The organism is Microbacterium hydrocarbonoxydans (assembly GCF_900105205.1).
In the GTDB taxonomy this organism is placed as follows: Bacteria; Actinomycetota; Actinomycetes; order Actinomycetales; family Microbacteriaceae; genus Microbacterium; species Microbacterium hydrocarbonoxydans.
Genome location: NZ_FNSQ01000005.1, coordinates 3,266,240 through 3,291,885 on the forward strand (window position 1 = coordinate 3,266,240; position 25,646 = coordinate 3,291,885).

The window sequence follows — 25,646 nt, forward strand, 5'->3', positions numbered from 1 at the left end:
CGCCGTCGCCGGTCGCTCTAATACCAGACGAGTGCGTCGGCGTAGCGGTTGAGCTCGACGATGTAGACGCGGATGGATCGACCCGGGTTGCCGTAGAAGCATCCCAGCTGCACCGTGCCGTTCTCGGGCACGGCCCTTCTCGAGTTGCCGAACCGGCCGCCGTCGTCGCAGCGCAGCGTGTACGTGCCGGGACTCCGGAAGTTCTCCACCTTCAGCGTCACATAGGCGCAGGTCGGAGTGTCGCACTCGCCGGGCCAGCTGCCCGACGCGCCCTTCCCGGTCTTGAGCACCTCGGCGGGCGGGTCGCTGGTGCGAGCGGATGCCGATGCCACCGGTGTCCACTGCCCCGCGGAGTCCTGCGCGCGCACGCGGATGCTGTGCGTCTGCTGGTACCCGTTGCCGACGATGCGCTCACCGCTCTGCTGGGACACGGTCTGCCAGCCGTTGCCGATGTCGATCTGCGTGGTCTGGATCGCCCGGCCGTTGCCGGTCCCGTTCGAGTTCCAGCTCAGCTTCACCTGGGTGCCGAGGTTGTCTGCGCGGGCGACCGGCGTCGACGGCGGCCCGTAGGGCACGGCGGTCGCCTGGTTCGACGCGGCGCCGGCGTAGGTGCCGCCGTCGACGCTCGCCACCGCACGGACCCGGATGTTGTAGGTCGTGCCGTTGGTCAGTCCGCCGATGCGGTTGCCGCTCAGGGTCTGCCAGCTGCCTCCGCCGTTGAGCGTGTACTGGTAGCTGATCTCGCCTTCCCTGGCGCCGTTGCGCGAGCCCGGGTTGTAGGTGACGTCGACGTAACGGTCGTGCGGCGCGGCGGCGAGGCTGGTCGGCGCACCGGGCGCGACGACTCCACGCCGAGGAGCCGACATGCCGGACCATTCGCCCCAGCCCGCCTTGTTCTGCGCTCGGATGCGATACGTGTACGGCGTCTCGGAGGTCGGCACCGTGACGGCCTGCGACGTGGCTCCGGCCCCGGGGGTCATCGTGCGCACGAGGGACGATCCCTCGTAGACCTCCAGCGTGTAGCTGGCGATCGCGTCGCCGTTGGAGTTCGGGGGCTGCCAGTTCACCTGCATCTGGGCCTGGTTTCCGACCGGCGCGAGCTCGGTCGTCGTGGGCGCACCCGGCGCCATCGGAGGTCCTGCGGGGATCTCCGAGGCCGACCAGTTGCTCCAGCTCGACGGCTCGGGGGCGAGGTTGTGGGCCTGCACGCGCACCTGGTAGTTGGAGCCGTTCTCGAGGCCCTCCCAGACGATCGAGTTGCCCGTGACCTCCTTCTGCGCGACGCCGGACGGCGGCGCAGGAGAGATCTCGAGGGTGTAGCTCTGCACCGGCGAGCCCGGAGTGGTGGGCGTGGTCCAGTTGACCGTGAGCGACTTGTCGCCGAACTTCAGCGTGGGCGGGTTCGGGGTGTCCGGGCGTGCGTCAGGACGTGCTTCACCGGAGGCGGCCGAGGGCTTGCCTTCGCCGACGCGGTTGGTCGCCGTCACCTGGAACGTGTACTTGACGTTGTTGGTCAGACCGTCCAGCGTGCAGGTGGTCGACTGGCACTCCTTGGAGTACGCGTTGCCGTTCACCGACTTCACCGTGTACTTCGTGATCTCGGCACCGTTGTTCGACGGGGCGGAGTAGGAGAGGACGACCGTGCGGTCCTGCACGCTCGTCACCACGGGAGCGCCCGGTGCGTCGGGAACGCCCTGCACGGTCACCACGACCTGGCCGTTGACCTCGCGGTCGACGTCCTTGGTCGCATCCTGGATGCGGTAGCGCACCACCATGGTTCCGACGAACGTCGCCGCCGGGGTGACGACCAGCTCGTCGCCCTTCTTGGTCACGGTCCCCATGCCGGCTTCGACGTTCTGGGACACGATCTTGAGCGGCGTCTCGGGGAACGGGTTGTAGTCGTTGGCGAGCACGGGCACCGTCACGGACTTGCCCTGGTCGGCTTCCGAGATGGTGTCGGTGTTGGCGGTCGGCATCGCGCGCGTCGACGCTGAGACGAGCACGGTGACGGTGCCGTCGACCGGTTCGGTCTCACCGTCCGTGACCCGCACGTTCAGGGTCATCGCGGTGCCCTTCTTGGCGTCGGACGACGCCTTGACGAGCAGTTCGGAGCCCTTGACCTCGGCGGACACCCCGTCGCCGTCGCCGTCGACGAAGGTGAACTCGTGCTTGCCCTCGTCTTCGGGGTCGGGGTCGGTCGTCAGGGCGGCGAGGTCGAGCGACACGGCATCTTCACCGGGCGCGACCTGCATCTGGCTGTTGACGAAGACCGGCTGCTGGTTGTCCGGCGGCAGCACGTCGATCGGGATGGTCAGCGTGGCCTTGCGACCCTCGGGGTCGTCGGGGCCGTCGCCGTCGGTCACCTCGAAGGTGATCGCATCCTGGCCGAAGTAGCCCGCCTTGGACGTGTAGACGAGGTTCTCGGCATCCTGCACGAGGTCGGAGCCGTCGGAGTACACCGCGGTCACCTTCGCATGCTCGGTGATCCGCGCGGTGCCGCCGCCGGCGACCGTGACGTACTCGGACAGCGGGAGCACCTTGGTCTCACCGCTGATCACCTCGACGGGCTTCGTGAGGTCGACCATGGGACGCAGGCCCGAGATCGCCGGGACGAAGATGAACGCGGAGGCCTCGAGTCCGTCGCGGTCGGTCAGCGTGTAGCGGATGAGCTGCTGCTCCTCCTCGACGGTCACCCGCACGGAGCCGTTGTCGAGGGCGGTCGCGCCGTCACCCAGGGTGACCTCGAGCGCATCCGTGGTGCCGTCGGGATCCTCGTCGTTCTTGAGGATCGGGACGTCGGCGGTGAGGGTGCCGTCCTTGAGGTCTTCGGGGCGTACGCGGTCGTCGCGGGCGACGGGTGCCTGCAGCGGCACGTTCTCGTCGACGGTGACCTGCAGAGTCGCGGTCGAGGTGGCGCCGCGGGCGTCACGGATCGTGTACTGCAGCGACGTCTCGAGCGACTCGTTGGGCGCCTGCACCAGAACGCGGTCTCCGGACACACGCGCGGTCAGGTTCTCGGGGACCTCGAGTCCGTCGTTCTTCTCGCTGACGAGGACGATCTTGTCGCCCTCCGGGTCGGAGTCGTTGGCGAGCACCGGCACGGCGATCTCACGGCCGGGACGCACGACGACGGCATCCTTCACCGCGTACGGCGGCTGGTTGATCTCCTCGGCGGGGGCGATGCCGACGCGGATCGTGGCGATGCCCTCCTTTCCGAGACGGTCGCGCACGCGGTACTTGAATGTGTCGACGCCTGCCGACTCGTCGAACGCCTCGTACGTGAAGTAGTTCGCGCCGGTCTCGACGATCCGCCCCTTGGTCGGGCTGGAGGCGATGTCGAGCAGTTCGACGGAGTCGCCGTCCGAGTCGATGCCGTCGAGCGGCACCGCGATGCTGACCTCGGTGCCGGCCAGTGCTCGCGAGACGATGTCCTGCGGGCGCGGTGCGGCGTTGGTCTTCTCGTCGATCGGCATGACCTGGATCGTGACGTACCCGGCGGCCTTCTGCTGGCGCGAGTCGACGGCCTCGTAGGTGAGGTAGACGGTCTTCGCCTCGGGACCGGCCTTGAAGCGGACGAGGTCCTGGGAGACGAACGCCTCGCCGTCCTCGGGCTCCGGCGCCTCGACGAGTTCGGGCACCACGTGCAGGACGTCGTCGTTGGGGTGCGTGTCGTTGTCGAGCACGGGGATCGACACGACGTCGTTCGCACGGACGTACACGGTGTCAGGGTTCGCCACGGGCGGCATGATCTTGTCGGGCGCGGGGATCGGGATCACGACGACCTCGCCCTCGGCGGACTTCGAGCCGTTCGAGATGCGGTACTTGATGCGCACCTGGTCCTTGAGGGCACCCTGGTCGGTGATGCGCAGCGTCTCGTGGTTGATGACCGAGACCGAGACGCCCGAGTTGGGTTCGAGGCTCACCGACTGGACGACGAGGATGCCGCCGGCGGGGTCCATGTCGTTGGCGAGGACTCCCACGAGCACGTCGCCGCTGCTGGGCAGCAGCGCGACGTCGCGCACGGCGACGGGCGGCAGGTCCGTCTCACTGGCTTCCTGGACGTCGACGCGGACGAGTCCCTGCGCGTTCTTCGGACCCGCGGTGGCGAGGTACTGCACGTAGTAGGTGCCAGGCGCTTCCGCCGTGAAGGTGAACGTCTTGTTCGTGTAGTCCGGCGAGACGGTCGCCCCGGGGACCTCGTCGACGTTGCCGAGACGCAGCGATTCGCGTCCGGAGCTGGTGTCGTTCGTGAGCGGTGCGACCGTGACCTGCTCGCCGACGCGGGTGATGACGTGGTCGGCGTTGGTCTTCGGATCCGTGGATCCGGCGGGCCTCACGTCGAGCGTGATGGTGCCGACGTAGGTCTCGCCGAAGCCGTCGGCGATCGTGATCCCGACCTCCTTGCGGCCCTGCAGGCTCGCGGTGGCCTTGTAGGTGATCTGTCCGTCCGTGCTGAAGTCGACCTCGTCGCCCGGTGCGGGCTCGACGCCCTTGAGGTAGATGTCGTCGCCGTCGGGGTCGATGAAGTCGGGGAGCACGTTGTACGAGATCGTGCCGCCCGATTCGACGGTGAGCACCGTGTTGCGCTTGGGAACCGGGGCGTTGTGCACGTCGAAATCGTGCACGCTGAGCGTGACGGTCGCGGTGTCCTTGCCCTTTCGCCCGTCGTTCGCCTCGTACTGGAACGTGGTCGAGCCGGTGGCCTTCTCGTCGACGGCGATCTGCAGCGAGCCGCCGTTCTGGATGGGCTGCACCGTGCCAATGGACGGCTGCTTCTCGGCGAGGGCGGCGACGAGCACGTCTCCGTCTGGGTCGTTGTCGTTGTCGAGCACGGGGAGCAGCGTCGATGCGCCGGGGCGCACGCCGAAGTCGTCGTCCTCGGCGATCGGCGGAGTGTTCTCCTCCTTGCGGTCCGGAAGGGTCGTCTCCACCGTCTCCTCGGTCGAGTCGTCCTCGTTCTCGGTCTCGCCCTCCGGAGGGGTGAGGTCGTTCCAGTTGTCGACGCGCTGCAGGCTCTCGTTCGCCATCCAGGCGGCGCCGCCGACGGCGTCGTTGAGGATGATGACGTCGCGGTTGACGCGGAAGGTGAGTCCCTTGGAGTCCTCGGCCCCTTCGATCCGCTCGTTGACGTCGTTGCCCTCACCGGGACATTCGCGCAGGAACACCGCGGAACCCGCCCAGGCGGCGTAGGTGCAGCCGCGCAGCGAGACGGGCGCTGCAGGAGCGCCGTTGCCGCCCACGTCGGTGACGACGGCTTCGCTGCCGTCGAGGGGCACGGTGACCAGGGCGGAGTTCGTCGCGAGCGCGACGGCATCGGTCGTGGCGGATGCGGGCTGCAGCACGGCGTCCGCCGCATCCTTGATCTCGGTGCGGAAGCCGCCGGGAGTGGTCACGACGCCGGCTGCGGCGTCGAGGACGACCGGGGTGCGACCGACGGCGGTGATGCGGGGGGTCTCGGAGTCGTCGATGTCGCCGACGGAGGCGCTGGACGACTCGAGGGCTTCGCCTTCGTTGTCGACGGGAACGGTGACGACCTCGCCGCGTTCGGATGAGACACCGAAGACGGTTCCGTCTTCTGCGACGGTGACGTCGGCGTTCGCGCCGAGCTCGGCGACGGGCTCTGCCGCCTCGATCTTGAAGCCGGCGATGCCCTTGACCGGGAGGACCCAGAGGTCGCCCGACTTCTGGTCGAGGATGGCGGCGGTCTGATGTCCGAGGGCGACCTTGGCCGTCGAGGGGATGCGCGCGCTGTCGCCGAGGGAGACGCGGGATGGATCGATCGCGGTGACCGTCGACGCGCTCGAGTCGGTGACGAGGATGTTGGTCTCGTCCTGGAGGATGTCGAAGTTCTCGCCGATGGTGCGCAGGCCGCCGTCGAGCACGGTGGACTCGTGGTTGAAGTGGCCGACGAGCAGGCTGGAGGTCTTGGTGATCCAGACGCCGCCGTCGTTCAGATCGACCTTGGTGGTGGGGAATCCGTCATACGTGAAGGCCATGGTGGTGAGGGCGACGACTCCCACCGTCACCCCTGCCGCCGAGGCCAATGTCTTCGGTCTCGCACGCATCCATGACAACGCCTTCATGCCCGGTTCCCCCCCAGGGTCGTCCACTCACAGACTCTCAGCCGTCGCACAGAAGATGCACGGCACACCCGTACATCCTAACCGGCCGGAATACCGGCCACGATGGGGAGAACTGCCCACACCGCGGCGGACTCCCATCAGCCTGCTGCTGTGGCCCTCCAGCATCCTTCGACGTGGTCGTCGACCATTCCTGCCGACTGCATGAGGGCGTACATCGTGGTGGGTCCGACGAAGCGGAATCCGCGGCGGCGGAGCTCTTTGCTCATGGCGGTGGATTCGGGCGTGACCGCCGGCACTTCGGCGAACGACGCCGGCCTGTCTCGACGGGCCGGGGCGAACGACCACATCAGGGTGTCGAGCTCTCCCTGCGCCATCCCGCGGACGATGCGCGCGTTGCCGATCGTGGCCTCGATCTTGGCGCGATTGCGGATGATTCCGGGGTCGAGCATGAGGCGTTCGACGTCGGCTTCATCGAACTCGGCGACCGTCTCGGGGCTGAATCCGGCGAAGACCTCCCGGAAGTGCGGGCGCTTGCGGAGGATGGTGATCCACGACAGCCCTGCCTGGAAGCCTTCGAGCGCCATCTTCTCGAACAGGGCACGGTCTCCGCGCAGGGGCGTCCCCCATTCCTCGTCGTGATATCGCCGGTACTCGGCGTCGTCGCCGACCCACGCACAGCGCGCACGGTCGTCGGGGCCTGCGATCAGAGAGGTCATTGCCTCACGCTATCCGTGTGCGCCGACATCGCCGGTGGTCTGATCCGAATCCTCGAGTTCGTCGGCGGGCTCGCCGAGTCGACACGCGTGCCGTGTTGTGGGGTGCTGCCCGGTTCGACGAGGCCGTGTTGTCGGGTGTTGCCCGGTGGGCTCGTCGAGTCGGCTGGGGTGCTGTGTCGTGGGGTGCGCCAGTGGTGGGCGGGGTCCCACCATCCTGGTCCTCTGACTTGGGGGAGGCCGTTGTTCATGCGGATCTCCCAGAGGGAGGTGTCGAGGGAGCGGTGGTGCCACCAACACAACGGGACACCGTTGTCGGTGTGGGTGGGGCCACCGTGGGCGTGTTCGGTGACGTGGTGGATCTCACACCACGAGGCGGGGACGTGACAGCCGGGGATGAGGCATTCCTTGTCGCGGGCGATGATCGCGCGGCGTTGGTGGACGGTGAAGACCCGGTCGGTGCTGGTGATCCCGATGATGCGGCCCTCATCGAACAGGACCCGCTGGATCGCCCCCGAACATGCGACCTGCGCGGCGACGGAGACGGGCAGGTGTGCGCCCGTGCGGGCGATGGTCGCCCACCCGGTCCCGGTGGCAAGATCGGTCGCGTCGACGGTGACGACCACAGTCGGCGCCGCCCCACCCAGGGTCGGCATGTCCGTGTGGCGGGCGGCGATCGCGAGCGCGGCCGCGAGAGCGTCGTGTCGTTTCTGTTCCGTCGTGCGGTCATCGAACACGTTCCGCGGATCCGAATTGAACGGATCCTCTTCGGGATCGGGCGTGCTCACGTCATCCGTGCTGCCATCGCTGGCAGAGCCATCAGAATCAGAATCCGCAGGGTTGAAGTGTGCGCCGGTGTCGCCGGTGTCGCCGGTGTCGCCGGTGTCGCCGGTGGTCTCAGGGTCGCTGGGGTCGCTTGTGTCACCGGTGTCGCTGGGGGTGAAGAACACTCCGGGCATCGGAGCCCCGGGGCCTTTGGGGTTCAGGATCGCGTCCATGATCAGCAGCAACTGTGCTGCGACCTCCGGGGTGAGATACCCGCGGATCGCGTGCAAGCCGTTCTTCAACCGGCCGATCGTCACACCCCGGCGACGCCGCGCATCCTCATCCTTAGGCTCTTCCCCATCCGGATCGAACATCGACGCAAGCCCCTCCCCCAGACTCGACAGATCATCCGTCGTCGGCGCAGGACCATCGTCTGCATCGACATCTGCGGCGTCACCAGGGTCGTCTATATCGGAACTCTCCGCGTCGGGGTCGTCACCGTCGGGGTCATCGACCGGGGCGAGACCGTGCCCGCGGGCAGCACCAGCGAGGGCGAGGTCCGCGGCGAGACGCTGGTCCGTGGTCAACCGGTCCCAAACCTTCTCGATCGGACCCGTCGCCGCCAAAAACCCCGCCACCCCCACCACCCCATCCAACAGGGCCTCCCGCATATGCGGCCACCGCGCCGGCAACCTCTCCCCCGACACCAAGCTCGACTCCCGACGCACCCGCGTCACCGTCGTCCCCACCCGCGTCGCCGAACGCACCTCGACCCGCACCGTCCGCTGCAACAACTCGGTCGCGTTCCGACACCCCACCGCATGCGGGAACCCCACCGCATCCGCCGTCGCGAGCGTCTCCACCACCACCGCTTCCGCCCGCCGAAACGCCGCCCCCGCCCGCTGCAGCACCTCCACCCGATCCGCGTCAGACAACCCCGCCAACACGTCATCACACAACACCCCGGACAGGTCGTCGATGACCTGATCCAAACGCTGCACGGTGCTGTTCATACCCGCCAGTCAACCCCACCCCACCGACATTTGACCCCCGAAACCACCCCCCAGAACCCCAGATCAGACCCCGTATTCCAATCTCCCGGCATAGCACGGAAGAGCTGCGGGAAAGACGGGCAGAAGGACCCGAGAGGAGAGCAAGAAGTGGTCGAACGAGAACACCCCGAGAACCTTGAGAACTGAGAGCGGGACGCCGAGAGCCGAGCGTGAAAGCGGGCGACCGCGAGCTGCAACCCGAAAGCGGGAGACCGAGAGCCGAGCACGCAAGCCCGAGAGCCGAGAGCCGAGCGCCGAGAGCCGGAGACTCAGAGGCCCGACCAGAACAGAGAAGGAGGGAGAGAAGAGAGAACGAGAGGGTGAACGGCGAAAGAACGAGAGGGTGAAACGTCGACAGAACGAGCGGGTGAACGGGGAGAGGACGAAGTAGAGAGGACGGACCAGAGCAGAACGGACCGACAGAAGAAGGCACCGAACGCGTCGAGAGCGTGCGAGAAGAAGAACGAGAGAGCGCGAGAAGAGAACGAACGAGAGAAGAGAACGAACGAGAGAAGAGGCGCCGAGAACCTTTACCCCGACCGTCGGGTCAACCACTCCAGAGCAGCGGCCGGGTCGCTCATCACCGACGCGACCGCGGACTTCTTCTCCGACATCGCCACGGTGATCGGACGGTAGGCGACCGCGCGATCGGCGACAGCCGCCCCATCGCCGCCCGTCACTCCATCCGCGACGGCCACTCCATCGGAGTATCCCCGCTCGATCCCGAACCGCACCCTGCACGACCCGCGTCGGAGGACGAGCTGCCACACGTCCATCTGCACCGGGCCGAAGAAGTCGTGCACCGACCATCCGGCCTGCATCAGTTCGCGCGCCAACCAGGCCGCCGCAGCGTCACGCGCCGACAGGCGGGTGAGGAACTCGGCGACCTCGGTTTCGCCCACGACAACGCTCCCAGCCGACCAGCCAGTCCGACTCAGCCCGCGAACGTCGCGGCGTCGATCACGAAGCGGTAGCGGACATCGGATGCGAGCACGCGCTCGTACGCCTCGTTGATCTGCTCGGCGCTGATCACCTCGATCTCCGCGGCGATGCCGTGCTCGGCGCAGAAGTCGAGCATCTCCTGCGTCTCGCGGATGCCGCCGATGTTCGACCCTGCGAGCGACCGCCGTCCGCCGATGAGCGACCCGACGGTCACCTCCAGCGGCTCTGCGGGAGCACCGACGCAGACCATCGAGCCGCCCACGTCGAGCAGCCCGAGGTAGGAGCGCAGGTCGACGACCGCGCTGACGGTGTTCAGGATGACGTCGAACGAGCTGCGCAGCGAGCGGAACGTCTCGGGGTCGCTCGTCGCGAAGTAGTGGTCTGCACCGAGGCGCAGGCCATCATCCTTCTTGTTCAGCGTCTGCGAGAGCACGGTGACCTCGGCGCCGAGGGCGTGCGCGATCTGCACTCCCATGTGGCCGAGCCCGCCCAGTCCCACCACGGCGACTCTGCTGCCAGGGCCGACATTCCAGTGGCGAAGCGGCGAGTACGTCGTGATGCCGGCGCACAGCAGCGGCGCTGCGACATCCAGTTCCAGTGCATCAGGGATGCGGACGACGAACGACTCCGTGACGACGACCTGCTCGGAGTATCCGCCCTGCGTGATGGTGCCGTCGCGGTCGGCGCTGCCGTAGGTGAAGACCGCGCCGTTCGAGCAGAACTGCTCATCGCCGCGCAGGCAGTTGCGGCATTCTCCGCACGAGTTCACCAGGCAGCCGACGCCGACGCGGTCGCCCACGGCGTGCTTCGTGACGTCGCTCCCGACCGCGGCAACGGTGCCTGCGATCTCATGCCCCGGCGCGAGCGGATAGCTCTGCAGACCCCAATCACCGCGAACCGTGTGGATGTCGGAGTGGCAGATGCCGGCGAAGGCGATGTCGATCAGCACATCGTGCGGGCCGAGCTCGCGACGTTCGATGACGGTCTTCTCGAGCGGTGCGGCTTCGCTCGGTGCGGCATAGGCATTGACGCGGGTCATCGCAGACTCCTCGATGTGGTGGGGTGCGGCTCGGTCCGGATGAGCCAGATCGAGACTACTCGCGCCACCCTGGTGCCGCGCTGCACAGGGTCGGTACGGTGGGGCTACGACTCCGGAGGGGAAGTCCCATGCGCCGTTCATCCGTGCCCGCCCGCCTGCTGACCATCGTGATCGCACTCGTGATCACGCCCATCGCCCTCGTCCTTCTGTCGATGGGCGGGATGACGATGAACCGCTCGTTCTTCGAGTTCGGGTTCGACGGGGACATCGGTCGTCTCGTCGGCCCGCTGCTGCTGCAGTCGCTGGCCGTGGTGCTGCTGGCCCTCGTGGTCCTCTCCGGCATCTGGAGCTCGGCCGGCCTGATCGTCGTCGGCGTCTTCGCGCTCCTCCCTCTGATCGCCGCGATCGTGCCCGGCACGCTCCCCCTCGTGTTTCGGGCGGTCCCGCAGGAATGGGGCGACGGATTGGTCTACGGCATCCCACTCGCTGTCCTCACGGCGCTCGGCGCGATGGGCCTGGCCCTCTTTCTCGTCCGTCGCGATCCACGCCCGCGAGGCGTCGCCCTCAGTGTCATCGGGATCGTCGCGGCGCCCGTGCTGCTCGGCGCTGGCGCGTGGGCGCTCGCCTGGGGAACCGCGGAGGGGATGCTGTTCGCCCTGCAGCGCTTCCAGTTCGACCCGCGACCGGATGCCGTAGCGGCGGTCCTCGCCGGCATCCTGCTCGTGTTCGCCGGCGTCCTCGTGTCGCGCTGGTCGCCGTTCGCCCTCATCCTGCCGGCCCTCGTCCTGCTCGTGGGCAGTCTGCTGATGCTGGTCGCGCCCGAGTGGGCGAGCCGCGTGCTGTTCGCGCTGCCTCGAGGGGTGAACACGGTGATCCCCAGCCAGCTGCTCTACGGTGCCGCGGCGGCAGCGGGGATCCTGTACCTCGCCTTCACCGCCGTGCTGCTGCGGGTGCGGTCGCAGGCTCGGCTGAGCGGGACCGAAGACCCGCACGCGCCGGGCGCGGCAGCGCCGTACCCCTACCCGCCCGCGCAGCACCCGGGAGCCGAGGCCACGTATCCGCCCGCGCCGTATCCGGGGGCACAGGCCCCGTACCCGCCAGCGCAGTACCCGCCTGCACCGCACCCTCCTCAGCCCGGGCCCTGACTCCCCGGGTCGACACCCCACGCACGAGACCGGCCGGGATCGCAGGGATCCTGGCCGGTCTCGGTCGCTCGGTCGCTCGGTCGCTCGATCAGCGCTGCGTCAGCGCCCGCCGTCAGCGCTTCGCGTTCTTCTTCAGCGCCTTCTCCTGCACGGGAGCGTCGCCGGAGGCCGCGAGCGCCGCGTAGTACTCGCGGGCTTCGTCCTGCCGCTCGCGCTCCGCGCCGGAAGCGATCGGTGCGCGCACGTGCTCCGGCTCGTAGCCGAACGCGTCGACGAGATCGAGGGCGTGGGGGCGGAGGCGCGCGCACAGGCGGTCGATGTAGCGTGAGACCGCCGCCGCACGCTGCGTCGACAGTCGGCCGTGGATCAGATGCCAGGCGAGGTGCTTCTCGATGAGCTGCAGACCGAAGAGGTCACGCAGCCAGGTGAGCACCTTCTTCGTGTCGGCATCGTCGATGCGGTGGACGGCATCGGTGAACGCCTCCCACTGCAGCAGCTCGCCGTGTGCGCGAGCCGCTTCGATCAGCTCGGCCTGGTTCTCGTTGAACAGCCGCGCCCCGAGCGCCTTGTCCTTGCCGGCCGCACGCAGACGACCGGCGATGTCCGCGACCATCTGCTGCACACGCTCGGCGAGGAGCTGGTGCTGCTGCTCCTCGCGCAGCCCGTTCTCGACCGAACGCGCCACCTGGCCGAGGTCGACGACCGATTGGCCGAACTGACGCAGCCCGGCGCCGTGGAACACCTTGCCTGCCGTCATCCCGACGGCGAACTTCGCCAGCGCCGCGGCATCCTTGCCCGTGAACTGCTTGCCGTAGTCGGTGAGCAGACGCTTGCCGACGAGCTGGAGCAGCACGTTGTTGTCACCCTCGAAGGTGACGTAGATGTCGAGGTCGGCGCGGAGTCCGACGAGGCGGTTCTCGAACATGAAGCCGGCACCGCCGCAGGCCTCGCGCGCCTCCTGGAGCGTGTCGAGCGCATGCCAGGTCGACAGCGGCTTGAGCGCGGCGGCCAGGGTCTCGAGGTCCTCGCGGTCGTCGGGGGTGTCGGTGCGGCCGGAGAACACTCCGTCGAACTTCTGCAGGAACTCGTCGTGCGCGAAGATCTGCGCGTAGGTGGTGGCGAGTCGGGGCAGCAGGCGGCGCTGGTGCTTGCCGTAGTCGAGCAGCACGACCTCCTGCCCATCGGCTCCGTCGAACTGGCGCCGCTGCGTGGCGTACGTGATGGCGATCTTCAAGCCCAGAGCGGATGCCCAGGACGCAGCGCCGTCGAGCGAGACCCGACCCTGCACCAGAGTGCCGAGCATGGTGAAGAACCGGCGACCGGGGCTGTCGATCGCGCTCGAGTAGGTGCCGTCTGGGGCGACGTCACCGTACTTGTTGAGCAGGTTCGTACGCGGCACGCGGATGTGGTCGAAGCTGAGCCGGCCGTTGTCGATGCCGTTCAGGCCGCCCTTGAGTCCGTCGTCCTCACGACCGATTCCCGGAAGATCGACGCCGTCTTCTCCGCGAAGCGGCACGTAGAAGCAGTGCACGCCGTGGTTGACGCCGTTCGTGATGAGCTGCGCGAAGACGGTCGCCGCGATCCCGTGCAGCGCCGCGTTGCCGAGGTATTCCTTCGTCGCTCCGCGGAACGGGGTGTTGATGACGAACTCTTCGGTATCGGGGTCGTACGTCGCGGTCGTCCCGACCGCCGCCACGTCGGAGCCGTGTCCGATCTCCGTCATCGCGAAGGCGCCGGGGATCGAGAGGTCCATCACGCCGGGGAGCCACTTCTCGTGGTGCTCGGTCGTGCCGAGCTGCAGGATGGCCGACCCGAACAGTCCCCACTGCACTCCGGACTTGATCTGCAGGCTGGGGTCGGCGACGACGAGCTCCTCGAACCCGGCGATGTTGCCGCCGTTGTTCTCCTCGCCGCCCAGCGACTTCGGGAACGCGCGGTGCACGGCCTTGTTGTCGACGAGGAGGTGCAGCTGGCTGAGCACGCGCTCGCGGTGCTCGTCCTTGCCGAGCTCGTCCTTGCGCCAGAACGCCGAGTCCTTGATCATCTCGCGCGCCTCGCGGCGGGTGTCGGCCCACGTGCCCATGAGCAGATCGGTGACGCGGGCGATGTCGATCGACAGCTCGGCGTCGGTGCTGGCGGCGTGAGGGCGGGTCGTCTTCGGACGGACGGCGGCGTCGACCATGAGCGTTCCTCTCAGAGGGAAGTAGGGATGCCTCCATGGTAGGTCTGCCACAACCAGGAGCGAAGTGCCCTGTATCCATCCTCCAACGACGTCCCGGCACGAGTCCCCGCGGTGTTGTCGTCAGACCACAGTCCGCGCCTCACCACAGTCCGCCGGTCAGGTCTCGGCCGGCACGGCGCCCGGCGAGTCCGTCTTGGCCTGCTCCCACCGACGCTTCGTCCCCGCGCTCAGTCGCGCCCAGGTCCGGTCGCGGATGAAGATCGAGTCGATCGCGATCATGGTGAGAGAGAACCAGGGCAGGCCCATGAGGACACCGATGCCGATGTGGAACGAGAGGATGCCGACGAGCCCGAGCAGTCGGGTCGGGCGCGTGAGCAGCATGAGCGGGAACGCCACCTGCAGGATGATGGAACCCCAGGTCGCCGCGACCACCATCGGCCCCCACGCGGTCACGAGGTCGCTGAGCACCGGCCACGTGCCGAAGCGGGCGGTCTGCAGCGGGTTGTAGACGGCGTACCCCTCTTTCCAGGGATCGCCTCCCGCCTTGTACAGCGCGCCGGAGGCGTAGACGAAGCAGACCTGCGCCGTCAGCGCGACCAGTGCCAGGTTGTGGAACATGGTGCCCAGGAGCGCGGGTTGGCTGTCGGGAGCGAACCACTCCCCGCTCTTCGCCCGTCGCCGGGCGTCGAGCGACCAGCGCGCTGCCGGGTCGGCGAAGAAGAGCAGCAGCAACGCGATACGGAACATGTTGTCGCCCTGGTCGCCCACCATGTCGTTGGCCTCGATGAAGCCCACCCATAGGCAGAAGAAGACCGGAAGGACGATGCGGAAGCGCCAGCCCAGCACGAACAGCACGGCGAGGACGCCGAGCAGCAGGTAGAGCGCCGTGTAGAGGACGTCGTTGCCCATCGCCGCGTGGAAGGCGCTGAACAGCCAGATCTTCGGGAAGTCGCTGACGGGCTCGGCGAGTTCGCCGTTCCAGGCCGAACCGGAGCCGAACGTGTACAGGCGCGTGCCGAAGTTCGCCGCCAGCAGACCGATCGCCGTGACCCCGAAGAGGATGCGCGTCACGGCCAAGCCGTAGAGCGCCTTCTTGCCGTTGAAGAGCCAGTCGCCCACGAACGCCGAGATCCGATCGATGCCCGAGAGCACCATCGACCACAGACCGGCGATCATCGCCGACACGAAGCTCAGCAGTCTGGTCACGAACGAGCGCGGCGGGGTGGCATGCACGGGTGCTTTCGCGGGGGCGGTCGCGGGAGCGTCCGGAGAGTCCGGGGTCGTGACCGGGGCGTCGGGAGCGGATGCGGGAGAAGTGCGAGCGGGCTTCCGGGGCGCCGTCCTGGTGGGCGCGCTCACGGCTGGATCCTCTCGAACTGCCCACGGAAGGTGTTCGCGAAGTTCTCGCGACTCTGCCCTTCCTCTTCTATAGGTAGGCGCCACCCCGTCGTCGAGAAGGTGGGATCGGGGCGCTGCGCGCTCGGATCGTTGCGGTCGGCGTACGGCACCACGTTCTGCCGACTGACCCGGTACTGCACCTTGACCACGGCATCCGCTCCCCAGATCGCATAGGCGACCTGAGTGGCGTACGCGGTGGAGAGGTGCTCCTCGGCCATGTACGTCTCGGTCGACGGGTTCTCGCCCTCGAGCTCGTCGAAGGAGCGGACCATCCAGTCCTCCCACTCGGCCTCGTCGAAGTCCAGCCCGACGACCGCCTTCTGGTCGGCGTTCAGCTTGTTGTACGCGTTCATCTGACCGCTCGCCACCTCGCTCGACTGGATGCCGGCGCGAGGCGGGAACAGGTTGTACCTGATCATCGACAGCTCGACGTCGGTCGCGCTGACCCAGCCGGTCTCGATCTCCTCGCCGTCCTTCTCGATGACGGCGCGGACGTTGAAGTGGTAGTCGCCGTTGATCGGCTCCGGCGCGAAGACGCTCCAGGACTGACCGAACATCGGGAGCATGTAGCTCGCGAGAACCTGCTGAGTGGGGATCTCCCGCAGCGCCGAGTAGGGAGCGATCCACAGGAACGATGCGCCCACGTGCCAGAGCGTCAGGAGACAGGCCGCGAAGGCGATGAGCTTCACCCACCAGGTCGGTCGCGGACGCGCGGCGACCGTCGCATCGGCGACGTCTGCGTGCTCCTGGTTCGGCGAGGTCCTGCTCATCGTGCCCATCCACATCCCTCTCGCGGCTGTCGGCCGGGGCCGCCGTTGTGGCGACCCCGACCTCAGCGCACCTGCACTGCGATCTACTCCGTCTGGACCATCGGCCGTCGCGACCTGGCGATCCTCGTGACCCCGAGACCCAGCGTCAGCAGCAGTGCCGCCAGCGCGAGCCATCCGGTCTGGACGTCGCCACCGGTCGTGGCGAGGCCTGTCGCGACGACCTGGAACGTGGCCGCCACGCTGCCGGAGGTCACTCCGGTCAGCGTCACGGTGTGGGTTCCGAGATCGGTGCCGGCCGGGATCGTCCAGGTGAAGGTGACCGTGCCGTCTTCATCGGCGATCTGCGTGCCGAGCGCGATCGGCTCGGACGACATCACTCCGCTGACGGACTCACCGGGCAGGAATCCCGTGCCCACGGCGGTCTGCCGCTCACCGCGCTCGAGCACCGGCACCTTGATGGTGATCCCGATGTCCCCGCTCGGGTCCGCCGCGGCATCCGCTTCCGCCGACGCCGACGCCGATGCCTCTGCCGTGGCCGCCGCCGAAGCGTCAGCCGTCGCCGAGGCGGAGGCATCGGCCGCCGCCGAGGCGGACGCGGTCGCCGACGACGATGCGTTGGCCGCCGCAGCCGCCGAGGCGTTCGGATCGGCATCCGCCGACGCCGAGGCGTCAGCCGCACTGGTGGAGGTCGCATCGTTCTGCGCGGCCGCCTGCGCTGCGGCCGCCGATGAGGCGTTCGCATCCGTCGTGGCCGTGGTCGAGGCATCCGTCGAGGCGTCATCCGTGGCGGCCGCCGAGGCCGCGGCGTTCGCCGAGACATCCGCTGCCGCCGACGCAGTGCTGGTCGCGTCGGCCAGTGCCGCGGCGACCGCCGCAGCCTCCACCGAGGCGTTGCTGTCGTCGTCAGCCTGTGCCGAGGCCGCTGCCGATGCCGAGGCGTTGGTGTTGACCTCCGCCGAGGCGTCCGCCGCGGCGACGGCATCAGCGGAGGCATCGGTCGATGCGTCGGCGATGGCCGCCGCGCTCGCGTTCGATGCCGCGCTAGTCGAGGCGTCCGACGTCGCCGAGGATTCCGCCGCGGTGTCCGTCGTCGCATCGGCGAGTGCCGCTGCCTGTGCCGCGATCGCTGCACCGGCGTTGGCCTCAGACGTGGCATCGGCCGTGGCCGCCGTCGACGAGGTCGCCGTGGCCGCCGATTCCGCTGCCGCCTCCGCCGCAGGGTCGGCCGCTGCCGATGCATCCGAGGTCGCGTCGGCGAAGGCCGCCGCCTGCGCGGATGCCTCCGCGACCGCCGCGGTGGTGGCGTCTGCGTTGGCCGATGCGGATGCCGAGGCGGCCGCGTTCGTGTTGGCCGAGGCCTCGGACGAGGCATCCGTCGACGAATCCGTGGTGGCTGCCGACTCGGAGGACGCTGCGGAGTTGGACTCCGCGGCCGTCGAGGCGTCGGCGTTCACGTCATCCGATGCGTCCGCCTGTGCTGCCGCCTGCGCCGCGACCGCCGCCGAGGCGTTGGCCGTCGAGGTGACATCGGTCGTCGCCGCCGCCGACGCATCGGTCGTCGCTGCGGATTCCGCCGCAGAGGTGGCGTCGGCCGTGGCCGCCGCCGAGGCCGCAGAGGTCGCGTCGGCGAGCGCCGCCGCCTCCGCTGCCGCCTGTGCCGACGGGTCGCCGTCTGCCGTCGCGTCTGCGGAAGCGGATGCCGAGGCCGCCGCGTTCGTGTTGACGTCGCCCGGGTCACCGGCGGTCACCTCGGTGGTGTCCGTGTCGGTGAACGCACCGGAGGTCGCCGTCAGCGTGTACCCCGTACCGGGAGTCGTCCCCGCCGGGACCGGGTAGTTGGCCGTGAATGCGCCGAACTCATCCGTGGTCGCGGTCACCGGGCCGCCGACATCCGCCCCGCCGCCCGGCGCGGTCAGCTGCAGCGACACCGAGGAGCTCACGGGCCAGCCGGAACCGGTGACGGCCAGATTGCTTCCGGCCGGAACCTGCGGAGCGGCATCCACGACGACGGGCGCCGCGGTCACCTCCGTGGTGTCGGTGGCCGTCTGCGTTCCCACGGTCGCCGTGACGGTGTAGCCCGTCCCTGCCGGGGTGCCGGCCGGGACCGGGTAGTCAAGCGTGAATCCGCCGAGCCCACCGGTCGTGACCGTCTCGGGTCCGCCGATGTTCGCGCCTCCCGGCGCCGTCAGCTGCACGGTGATCTCGGTGTTCGCCGGCCAGTTCGCGCCGGTGATGGCGAGATCGGTGCCCGCTTCGACGGTGGCTGCCGCATCGATGGTCGCGGCGGCCGTCACCTCGGTCGTGTCGGTGGCGGTCTGGCCACCCACGGTCGCTGTGACCGTGTAACCGGTGCCGGGCTCCGCCGAGGCGGGAACGGGGTAGTCCAGCGTGAACCCGCCGGAACCGTCGGTCGTGACCGTCTCAGGACCGCCGACCGCCGCGCCGCCTGGTGCGGTCAGCTGCACCGACACCTCGGTGTTCGCCGCCCATCCCGTACCCGTGATCGGCAGGTCGGTACCCGCCTGCACCGTATCGGCCGCATCGACGGCCGCAGCGGCCGTCACCTCGGTCGTGTCGGTGTCGGTGATCGCTCCGGCTGTCGCCGTCACCGTGTATCCGGTACCCGGCTCCGCGGACGCGGGGACCGGGTAGGCCAGCGTGAACGCGCCGGAGCCGTCGGTCGTGACGGTCTCAGGACCACCGACGGTCGCCCCGCCGGGCGCAGTCAGCTGCACCGACACCTCGGTGTTCGCCGGCCAGTTCGTGCCCGAGACGGCGAGGTCGGTGCCCGCCTGGACGGTCGCCGCGGCGTCGACGGTCGCGACGGGAGCCGCCGTGACCTCGGTCGTGTCGGTCGCCGTGCTCGTGCCGTCCGTAGCCGTCACCGTGTATCCCGTGCCCGGCGCGGCCGATGCGGGGACAGGGTAGGCGAACGTGAAGCCGCCGGTCCCGTCCGTGGTCACCGTCTCGGGTCCGCCCACGTCCGCGCCCCCCGGTGCGGTCAACTGGACGGAGATCTCGGTGTTCGCCGGCCAGCCGGAGCCGGTGATGGGAAGTGTCGCGCCCGCCTGCACCGCATCCGCCGCGTCGATCGCCGCCACAGCCGCCGCGGCCGACTTCACGGTCGACGATGCGAGGTCGAGCTCCACGCCACCGCCGACGGCGGGGAGCAGATCGATTCCGAGAGCACGAACCGTGAAGCTGTCGCCGGGGATGTCGCCCGGACTGGACTGCTCGTTGATGGTGATGGTCGCAACGCCCGACAGCACACCCTGCAGCACCGGGTCGAGAGTCGACAGCACGGGAGTGGTGAGCGCGGCGAGAGCCGGCTGCACCAGCGGGATGACGCTCGTGAGCGCCGTGTCCACGAGGGGGCCCGTGGTTCCGGCGATCGCCGTCGTGACAGCCCCGACCACCGGGTTGAGCAGCGCGCCGATGTTGAGACCGGCGAGCGAGATGTCGGTGTCGACGACCGGTGCCGGAGTGGCGGTGCCCGCGAACTGCGCGAGGGAGCCGACCACGGTCACGTCGCCCGAGACCAAGTCGATTCCCGTGAGCGGGTTGGTGAGGTCGACGCCGATCGTCAATGTCGCGACGAGTGAGTCGAGCGTGGTCTCGAGGATCGAGGAGACCTTGCCGTTCAGACTCTCGGGGTGCGTGCCGGTCAGCGCGGAGGTGATGCCCTGTTGGATGGCGGCGATCGTGGTGGCGGAGAGCACCGCCGTGTTCGCCGGCATCGAGTTGAGGTCGGCGCCCGCTCCGGTCTCGACCAGGATCTGGGCGAGGTCGACCGTGATGGTGCCGTCGCTCAGGTCGACGAGAACCGAGCCCGTGGTGTTCTCGAGCGGCTCGAGCAGTACCTCGTCGGCGACGGTCTGGCCGACCGTGTCGAGGCCGGCGATGCCCACCGTGCCGCCGGTCGCCTCGAAGGCCGCGACGAGCGGAACGTCAGGGATCGCGTTGATCGTGTTGACGAGAGTGGTGACGAGACCGGTGAGCGCACCGCCGGGACCGGCGAGGTCGCTGACCGGGGTGACCGTGCCCTGGATCGTCGAGGCGAGTGTCGTCGACAGGCCCGCGACCAGGTTGCTGTGCAGGTCGAGACCGAGGTCAGCGATGCGGTACTCGGACGACACGGTGTCCGTGGTCGAGTCGGCACGAGAGGCGAGCGCGCCGATGCTCACGGAGGCCTCATCGAGGACTGCGTCGGTGAGGCCGGCGACAGTGAGCTGGTCGAAGAGGTCCGTGAGCTCGAGGGTGCCGGGGTTCACGCTGCCGTCGATCGCGCCGGCGTCGATGGCGCCACCGGAGGTGATCGTGCCGGAGGACGCGATCGACTGCGTCTGAGTGGGCGAGGAGCTGAAGCTCTGCGCGGCTCCCAGGTCACCGAGCTGCAGCAGACCCGGCGTGGTGCCGTCGGTCAGCAGTGCGATGTTCAGGGTTCCCACGTCGATGTTGAGCGCCTCGAGCAGGTCGAGATCGAGGCCGCCGAGCTCCGGGCCGGCTGCCGCGGGATTGCTGGTCAGCGTGTGACCGAGCGCCGCGATGTCGAGCCCGCCGAGCAGATCGGCCGGCAGTTGGACGATCTGCCCCTGCGCGACCGACGGATCGGTCGGCTCTGCGGCCTCGAGCGCATTCGCCGCCGTCGGCACCAGTGCACTGGCGAGGATGACCGCTGCGGCAGTGCCGCCCGCGAGCCCTCCTCCGATGACTCGGCGTCGCCGCAGAGTCTTCCCCCTCAGAAATTCCATTCGCCTCTCCCGTGATGCAGATGTTCCGCGTCACAAGGCCCTCCCCAGGCGTCGACACGAGTCGACCGAGCGCATGTCCAGACAGTATTACGGGGCGCGCAGGTTAAGTCCAACAATCGTCCAGAGAACACTCAGAATCCGTCACACGATGAGACAAATCGACCCCACGATCGAGGACCTGCCGACAGGTGGTCCACCGATGACCGCATCAGCCGGACGAAAGCATGCGCCCTCGGCACGCAGAACCGCCCCGCAGGAGCGAATCCTGCGGGGCGGTTCGAGGTGAGGGATCGACGCTGCCGAAGACGGCTACAGCGAGAGCCCGTGGCCGAAGCGGAAGAGTGGGTCCTCGGTGTCGAACGGCACATCGGGGCGGGAGTCCACGACGGCTCGCATCGACCTCGGGAGGTCGAACGGGAGCCGCCCCTCGGCGCTGACGACGCCACTCAGCACATCGAGCAGCGCCGCTCCGGACACTCCCCAGTTCACCGTGACCGCCGAGGCGAGGTCCGTGATCGGCTGCAGGATCGGCGGGCGGTCGGCCAGCACGTCCACCACCGTGGGCACCACCGCTGCGAGCTCGCGGACGTGATCGACGACCTCGTCCGCGAAGTCGAGCGATCCCGCGTGGAAGAAGTTCTCGAAGGTGGTGTCGCGCTGCTCGAACGGCGCCTGGATGCGGATGACGGCTAGATCCGCGTCGCGAGGATCCTCCACGACCTCGCCGTACGACGTCGCGACCGCGGGGTCGATGCCCTCGACGTAGAGCTTGAGGCCGACCGTGAACGGCAGGGCGCCCGTGTTCGTGAGCACCGTGATGGAGGCGCGCTGCGCCGCCTCCCCCGCTGCGCGGAAGTCGGCTCGCCCGACGATCTCGTCGGCGGCGTCCTCGTCGACGAACGGATCCTCGAAGAGGCCGAGCTCGAACTTCTCCCGAAGGATGCGCCGCGCCGAGACGTCGAGGCGGTGCTCGGAGATCGAGCCGTCCGCGACGAGTTCGACCAGCAGCTCGGGGCAGTCCTCACCCCCGAACTGGTCGGCGCCGGCGTCGAGCACCTTGATCATCCGCTCCCGGGGCGTGAGGTGCTCGACCCCCCAGGCGCGGGCGGGGAACGGCTGCCCGAAGATCTCGGCGTCGTTGATCAGCCCCCAGTCGGTGCAGACCAGGCCGTCGAAGCCGAATCGCTCTCGGAGGAGCCCGGTGATGACCGACCTGTTGAAGCCGAAGCCGACCTCCTCGTACTCGGTGCCGACGGGCATGCCGTAGTACGGCATCATCTGGCGGGTGCCCGCGGCCAGAGCATCCTGGAACGGCTTCAGGTGCAGCTCGAAGGCGCCGCCCGGGTAGACCTGCTCCCGGCCGTACGAGAAGTGCGGATCCTCGCCGTCCTTCTGCGGACCTCCGCCGGGGAAGTGCTTCGTCATTGTCGAGACCGAGCCCTGGCCGAAGGAGGCTCCCTGGAAGCCGCGGATGTATGCCGCTCCGAGAATACCCGCCAGTTCGGCATCCTCCCCGAAGGTGGCCGTCTGCCGGGCCCAGCGCGGTTCGGTGGCGAGATCGACCTGCGGATGCAGGGCGACACGGAGCCCCACCGCGGTGTATTCCTGTCGAGCTATATCAGCGAACCGCTCGACGAGTTCGGGGTCGCGAGTGGCCGCAAGGCCCAGCGTCTCGGGCCACTGCGAGAACGGGCCGGCGAGGATCGACGCCCCCGGGTTCTCGCTGAACGAGTGCCGAGGATCGGTCGACAGGGTCACCGGGATCCCGAGACGCGTGGAGGCCGCGAGACGCTGCAGTTCGTTCTGCCAGGCCGCGATCTCACGTCCCGTCGGCGCTGCCCCAGCAGGTTGAAGTGCGTCATCTGCTTGACGTCGATGAACTCTCGGGCACTCGGGGTACCGAAGATCGGGTTGGCCTCATCGAGGTCGCCGATCGCGATCATGGTGTGGAAGAAGAGCCCGGCCTTCTCCTCGACGGTCATCTCGTCGAGGAGAAGCTGGACGCGGTCGTCCACCGGAAGGCTCGCGTCGAGCCAGGGGCGTGCTGTCGTCACGTCGGTCATGGTCACTTGACTCCCTTGATGCGGTAGACGAGCACGGCGCCGGCGAGCGCCACGAGTGCGCCGAAGAGGTACCAGGTGGTGTATCCGCCGAGCGGTGTGGCCGCCCCCAGCGCGATGATGCCCGGTGCGATCGCGGGGGCGATCGACTGCGGCAGGGCGTTGGCGATGTTCAGCACGCCGAGGTCCTTCGCCACATCGTCCGGGTTCGGCAGCACCTCGGTCGCGAGCGCCAGGTCGACCGAGAGGAAGGAGCCTGCGCCGAGTCCGATGATCGCCTGCGCGACGATCACGATCGGGATGCTGGGCGCCACCGCGAGGATCACCAGGCCGACGACCATGATGAGGCCGGCGATCGCGACGAACGGCCGACGCTTGCCGATCCGGTCGGAGAGGAAGCCGCCGAGCGGTGCGGAGATCGCCATCGCCGCCATCGAGGCGAGGTTCGCGACGAGGATCGTACCGACAGCGCCCTGCTCGTCGAGCTCGAACCGGGTCACGAGATACAGCGGCAGGAAGGTCGCGATCCCGGCGTAGCCGAACATCACGAAGAACTTCGTCAGCCACGTCCAGCCGAAGTCGGGGTGCTTGCGGGGGTTGAAGACGAAGGATCCGAAGAAGGTGCCCACAGTGAAGCGGGTCGCGGGCTTCTCGGTGAGGCGCCGGTCCTTGAGCGTCAGCACGAAGACGATCACGAGGATCAGCGCGATGACGCCCGGCACCACGAAGCGCTCGAAGTCGCCCGGCAGGAAGTTGACGATGAAGCTGCCGGCGAGGATGCCGATCGGAGTCGTGATGCCGACGACGCCGGACACCTTGCCGCGGCTGGTCACCGGCACCTGGTCGGGCAGCGTCGCGTTGGCGGCGGCGAGCACCGCGTTCATGGCGGCCTGCACGAGGCACCAGGCCAGCAGCACGACGAGCACGGAGGTCGCGGCACCGATGATCACGAAGCCGCCGAGGCCGACGATGGCCCCGCCGAGGATCCACGGGCGACGCATGCCCCATCGCGAGGTCGTGCGGTCGGAGAGGCGCCCGACGAGCGGGTTGGCGACGAGCGCGAATGCCGCTCCGACCCCCATCACGAGCCCGAGGCTGGCCTCGGTGTTGGTGGGGTCGAGGCGCTGGATCTTGAACGCCATCGACACCATCACCGGGGTGAGCAGCGCGAGGTACACGCCGAAGTTCACGGCGGCGAGGCCGGGCGTGTAGCCGCGCGGCGTCTTGAACGGGGTGGTGCCGGGCGCTTTGAAGCCGGTGGTACCGACGGCAGCCGCAGCGGCGGCCGATGACAGCTCTGTCACGGGGGATCCTTTCGGGCAAGGTTCGCCGGGTCCTCTGCGACCGGGCGTGAGGATGACAATACCGGAATATCGACCGTTTGGTAAGTGAATGTCGACCGAGCGGTAATGAGAGAGAATGAGAGGGGAAGGGGGCAGCGATGACGACGGTGACCACGGCGGGCTCACGCCGGACCCGCGCTGCGGCGACGAGGCAGCGGATCATCGATGCCGCCCGCGCCCTGTTCGTCTCCGATGGCTATCGTGCGACGTCTCTCCGCGACATCGCGACGGCCGCATCGGTCAGCCACCCCGGGCTCCTCGGGCACTTCGCCTCGAAGGACGAACTGCTCGCCGAGGTCGTCGCCGGCTTCGAGGCCGAGAACGAGCGGGCCTTCGACCTGATCGCCGCCGCATCCGGTTCGGGTGAGCTGATCTTCGCCGACGTCGCCAGACGCAACGCCCGCACCCCGGGCTACCTCGAGCTGTTCGCCGCGTTGACAGGGGAGGCGTCCGCACCCGGGCATCCCGCGCACGAGCGGATGCGGGAGCGCTATGCCCGATTGCGGCAGCTCAGCTCCGAAGTGCTGGAGGACGCGGCGCTGCACGGCACCGTCGACGCCGACCGCGATGTCGCCGACGAGACCACCCGTCACATGGCGGGCTGGGACGGCCTGCAGCTGATCTCGCAGTATCTGCCGGATCGCGTCGACGTCGTCCAGATGCTCGAAGAGCGCGAGGCGCTCTGGGCGCTGCCCTACGGCTGGCGGGACGCGGACGAGCCCGCCCCGGCGGCCGCCGCCGCCGGACCCCTGCCTCCACTGTTCGGCGGCGACCAGGACGCCGACCGGGAGACGGGGTACGAGGCGGGGCGTCGACGACGCACGCAGATCCTCGCGGATGCGACCCGGCTCTTCTCGAAGGACGGGTACGGGGACACCAGCCTGCGAGACATCGCGGAGGCCGTCGGCGTCTCCAAATCCACGCTGCTGCACCACTACCCGTCGAAGGAGCTGCTGCTGAGCGCGGTCCTGTCCGAGCGCGACCGGGCGATCAGGGCACGCACCGAGGTCGTGCTGGCCGAGCGGGCCGGCGACGCGCTGCGCGGCATCCCCGATGGCGCCAGAGTGAGCGCGCTCGACGAGCCGGGACTGATCGAGGTGTACGCCGTGCTGTCGTGCGAGGCGGTGCCCGCTGCGCATCCGGCGCACGAATACTTCGCGACGCGGTTCGCCGAGGCGGTCGACTACTTCACCGAGCTCTTCCGTCTCGCACAGAGCGACGGCGACCTGCCCGCGCACCGAGACCCGGAGCACGAGGCGATCTGGCTGGTCGCGCTCTGGGACGGTCTGCAGTACCAGTGGCTGTACGACCGGGAGGCGGTCGACGTCGCGGCACTCCTGCGCGCCCATCTGGACGACGTGCTCCCCCGGCGTTGAACCCGGCGGCGCCGACCGTGCGGAGCG

At 68.9% G+C, this 25,646-nt stretch carries 12 protein-coding genes and 1 pseudogene; 2 read left to right on the forward strand and 11 right to left on the reverse strand.

Going from position 1 to position 25,646, the window contains the following annotated elements:
• Positions 1-17: 17 nt before the first annotated feature.
• From BLW44_RS15965 to BLW44_RS15985, 5 genes are all read right to left on the reverse strand, one after another.
• The gene (locus BLW44_RS15965; RefSeq protein ID WP_245647483.1) at positions 18-6,065 is read right to left on the reverse strand and encodes an Ig-like domain-containing protein; all 6,048 of its coding nucleotides are present in this window, start codon (positions 6,063-6,065) and stop codon (positions 18-20) included.
• Positions 6,066-6,220: 155 nt separating this feature from the next.
• On the reverse strand, positions 6,221-6,799 hold the full coding sequence (locus tag BLW44_RS15970; RefSeq protein WP_060928624.1) for a DNA-3-methyladenine glycosylase I: 579 nt from the start codon (positions 6,797-6,799) through the stop codon (positions 6,221-6,223).
• Positions 6,796-8,574: an HNH endonuclease signature motif containing protein gene (locus BLW44_RS15975; protein ID WP_074731906.1), complete on the reverse strand. Its 1,779-nt coding sequence runs from the start codon at positions 8,572-8,574 to the stop codon at positions 6,796-6,798. Before BLW44_RS15975 ends, BLW44_RS15970 begins: the two co-directional genes overlap by 4 nt.
• 569 nt (positions 8,575-9,143) lie before the next feature.
• Positions 9,144-9,515, reverse strand: a complete 372-nt coding sequence (locus BLW44_RS15980) for a hypothetical protein (RefSeq protein ID WP_060928693.1) — start codon at positions 9,513-9,515, stop codon at positions 9,144-9,146.
• A gap of 32 nt (positions 9,516-9,547) precedes the next feature.
• A complete protein-coding gene (locus BLW44_RS15985; protein WP_060928694.1) occupies positions 9,548-10,594 on the reverse strand; it encodes an NAD(P)-dependent alcohol dehydrogenase in 1,047 nt (348 codons plus the stop codon).
• Positions 10,595-10,722: 128 nt separating this feature from the next.
• On the opposite strand from BLW44_RS15985, the gene BLW44_RS15990 reads away from it, so the two are divergent.
• Complete coding sequence (locus BLW44_RS15990) at positions 10,723-11,739, forward strand: hypothetical protein (protein WP_060928695.1); 1,017 nt, start codon at positions 10,723-10,725, stop codon at positions 11,737-11,739.
• Positions 11,740-11,851: 112 nt separating this feature from the next.
• On the opposite strand, the gene BLW44_RS15995 is transcribed toward BLW44_RS15990, so the two are convergent.
• The 6 genes and pseudogenes from BLW44_RS15995 to BLW44_RS16020 all read right to left on the reverse strand — a co-directional run bounded on the left by BLW44_RS15995 (position 11,852) and on the right by BLW44_RS16020 (position 24,204).
• Positions 11,852-13,921, reverse strand: coding sequence for an acyl-CoA dehydrogenase family protein (locus tag BLW44_RS15995; protein ID WP_060928696.1), 2,070 nt, complete (start codon positions 13,919-13,921; stop codon positions 11,852-11,854).
• A 156-nt stretch (positions 13,922-14,077) separates the two neighbouring features.
• Entirely contained in the window at positions 14,078-15,280 is a 1,203-nt protein-coding gene (locus tag BLW44_RS16000) for an HTTM domain-containing protein (protein WP_060928697.1), read from the reverse strand.
• Positions 15,277-16,089, reverse strand: a complete 813-nt coding sequence (locus BLW44_RS16005; protein WP_245647489.1) for a DUF5819 family protein — start codon at positions 16,087-16,089, stop codon at positions 15,277-15,279. Before BLW44_RS16005 ends, BLW44_RS16000 begins: the two co-directional genes overlap by 4 nt.
• Before the next feature lie 83 nt (positions 16,090-16,172).
• Positions 16,173-20,840 (reverse strand): choice-of-anchor G family protein, encoded by a 4,668-nt coding sequence (locus tag BLW44_RS16010; protein ID WP_074731909.1) that lies wholly within the window; start codon positions 20,838-20,840, stop codon positions 16,173-16,175.
• A 309-nt stretch (positions 20,841-21,149) separates the two neighbouring features.
• Positions 21,150-22,903: pseudogene (locus BLW44_RS16015) on the reverse strand (glycoside hydrolase family 3 protein).
• Positions 22,904-22,905: 2 nt separating this feature from the next.
• Positions 22,906-24,204, reverse strand: coding sequence for an MFS transporter (locus BLW44_RS16020; RefSeq protein ID WP_060928525.1), 1,299 nt, complete (start codon positions 24,202-24,204; stop codon positions 22,906-22,908).
• Positions 24,205-24,341: 137 nt separating this feature from the next.
• Here BLW44_RS16020 and BLW44_RS16025 point away from each other — a divergent pair, with 137 nt between their 5' ends.
• A complete protein-coding gene (locus BLW44_RS16025; RefSeq protein WP_060928526.1) occupies positions 24,342-25,619 on the forward strand; it encodes a TetR/AcrR family transcriptional regulator in 1,278 nt (425 codons plus the stop codon).
• Positions 25,620-25,646 lie beyond the last annotated feature (27 nt).

What these genes read in the sequence shown, in the direction of transcription:
- BLW44_RS15965 (WP_245647483.1), bottom strand. Translation starts at nt 6,065, where the DNA reads ATGCGTGCGAGACCGAAGACATTGGCCTCGGCGGCAGGGGTGACGGTG.
- BLW44_RS15970 (WP_060928624.1), bottom strand. Translation starts at nt 6,799, where the DNA reads ATGACCTCTCTGATCGCAGGCCCCGACGACCGTGCGCGCTGTGCGTGG.
- BLW44_RS15975 (WP_074731906.1), bottom strand. Translation starts at nt 8,574, where the DNA reads ATGAACAGCACCGTGCAGCGTTTGGATCAGGTCATCGACGACCTGTCC.
- BLW44_RS15985 (WP_060928694.1), bottom strand. Translation starts at nt 10,594, where the DNA reads ATGACCCGCGTCAATGCCTATGCCGCACCGAGCGAAGCCGCACCGCTC.
- BLW44_RS15990 (WP_060928695.1), top strand. Translation starts at nt 10,723, where the DNA reads ATGCGCCGTTCATCCGTGCCCGCCCGCCTGCTGACCATCGTGATCGCA.
- BLW44_RS15995 (WP_060928696.1), bottom strand. Translation starts at nt 13,921, where the DNA reads ATGGTCGACGCCGCCGTCCGTCCGAAGACGACCCGCCCTCACGCCGCC.
- BLW44_RS16005 (WP_245647489.1), bottom strand. Translation starts at nt 16,089, where the DNA reads ATGAGCAGGACCTCGCCGAACCAGGAGCACGCAGACGTCGCCGATGCG.
- BLW44_RS16010 (WP_074731909.1), bottom strand. Translation starts at nt 20,840, where the DNA reads ATGGAATTTCTGAGGGGGAAGACTCTGCGGCGACGCCGAGTCATCGGA.
- BLW44_RS16025 (WP_060928526.1), top strand. Translation starts at nt 24,342, where the DNA reads ATGACGACGGTGACCACGGCGGGCTCACGCCGGACCCGCGCTGCGGCG.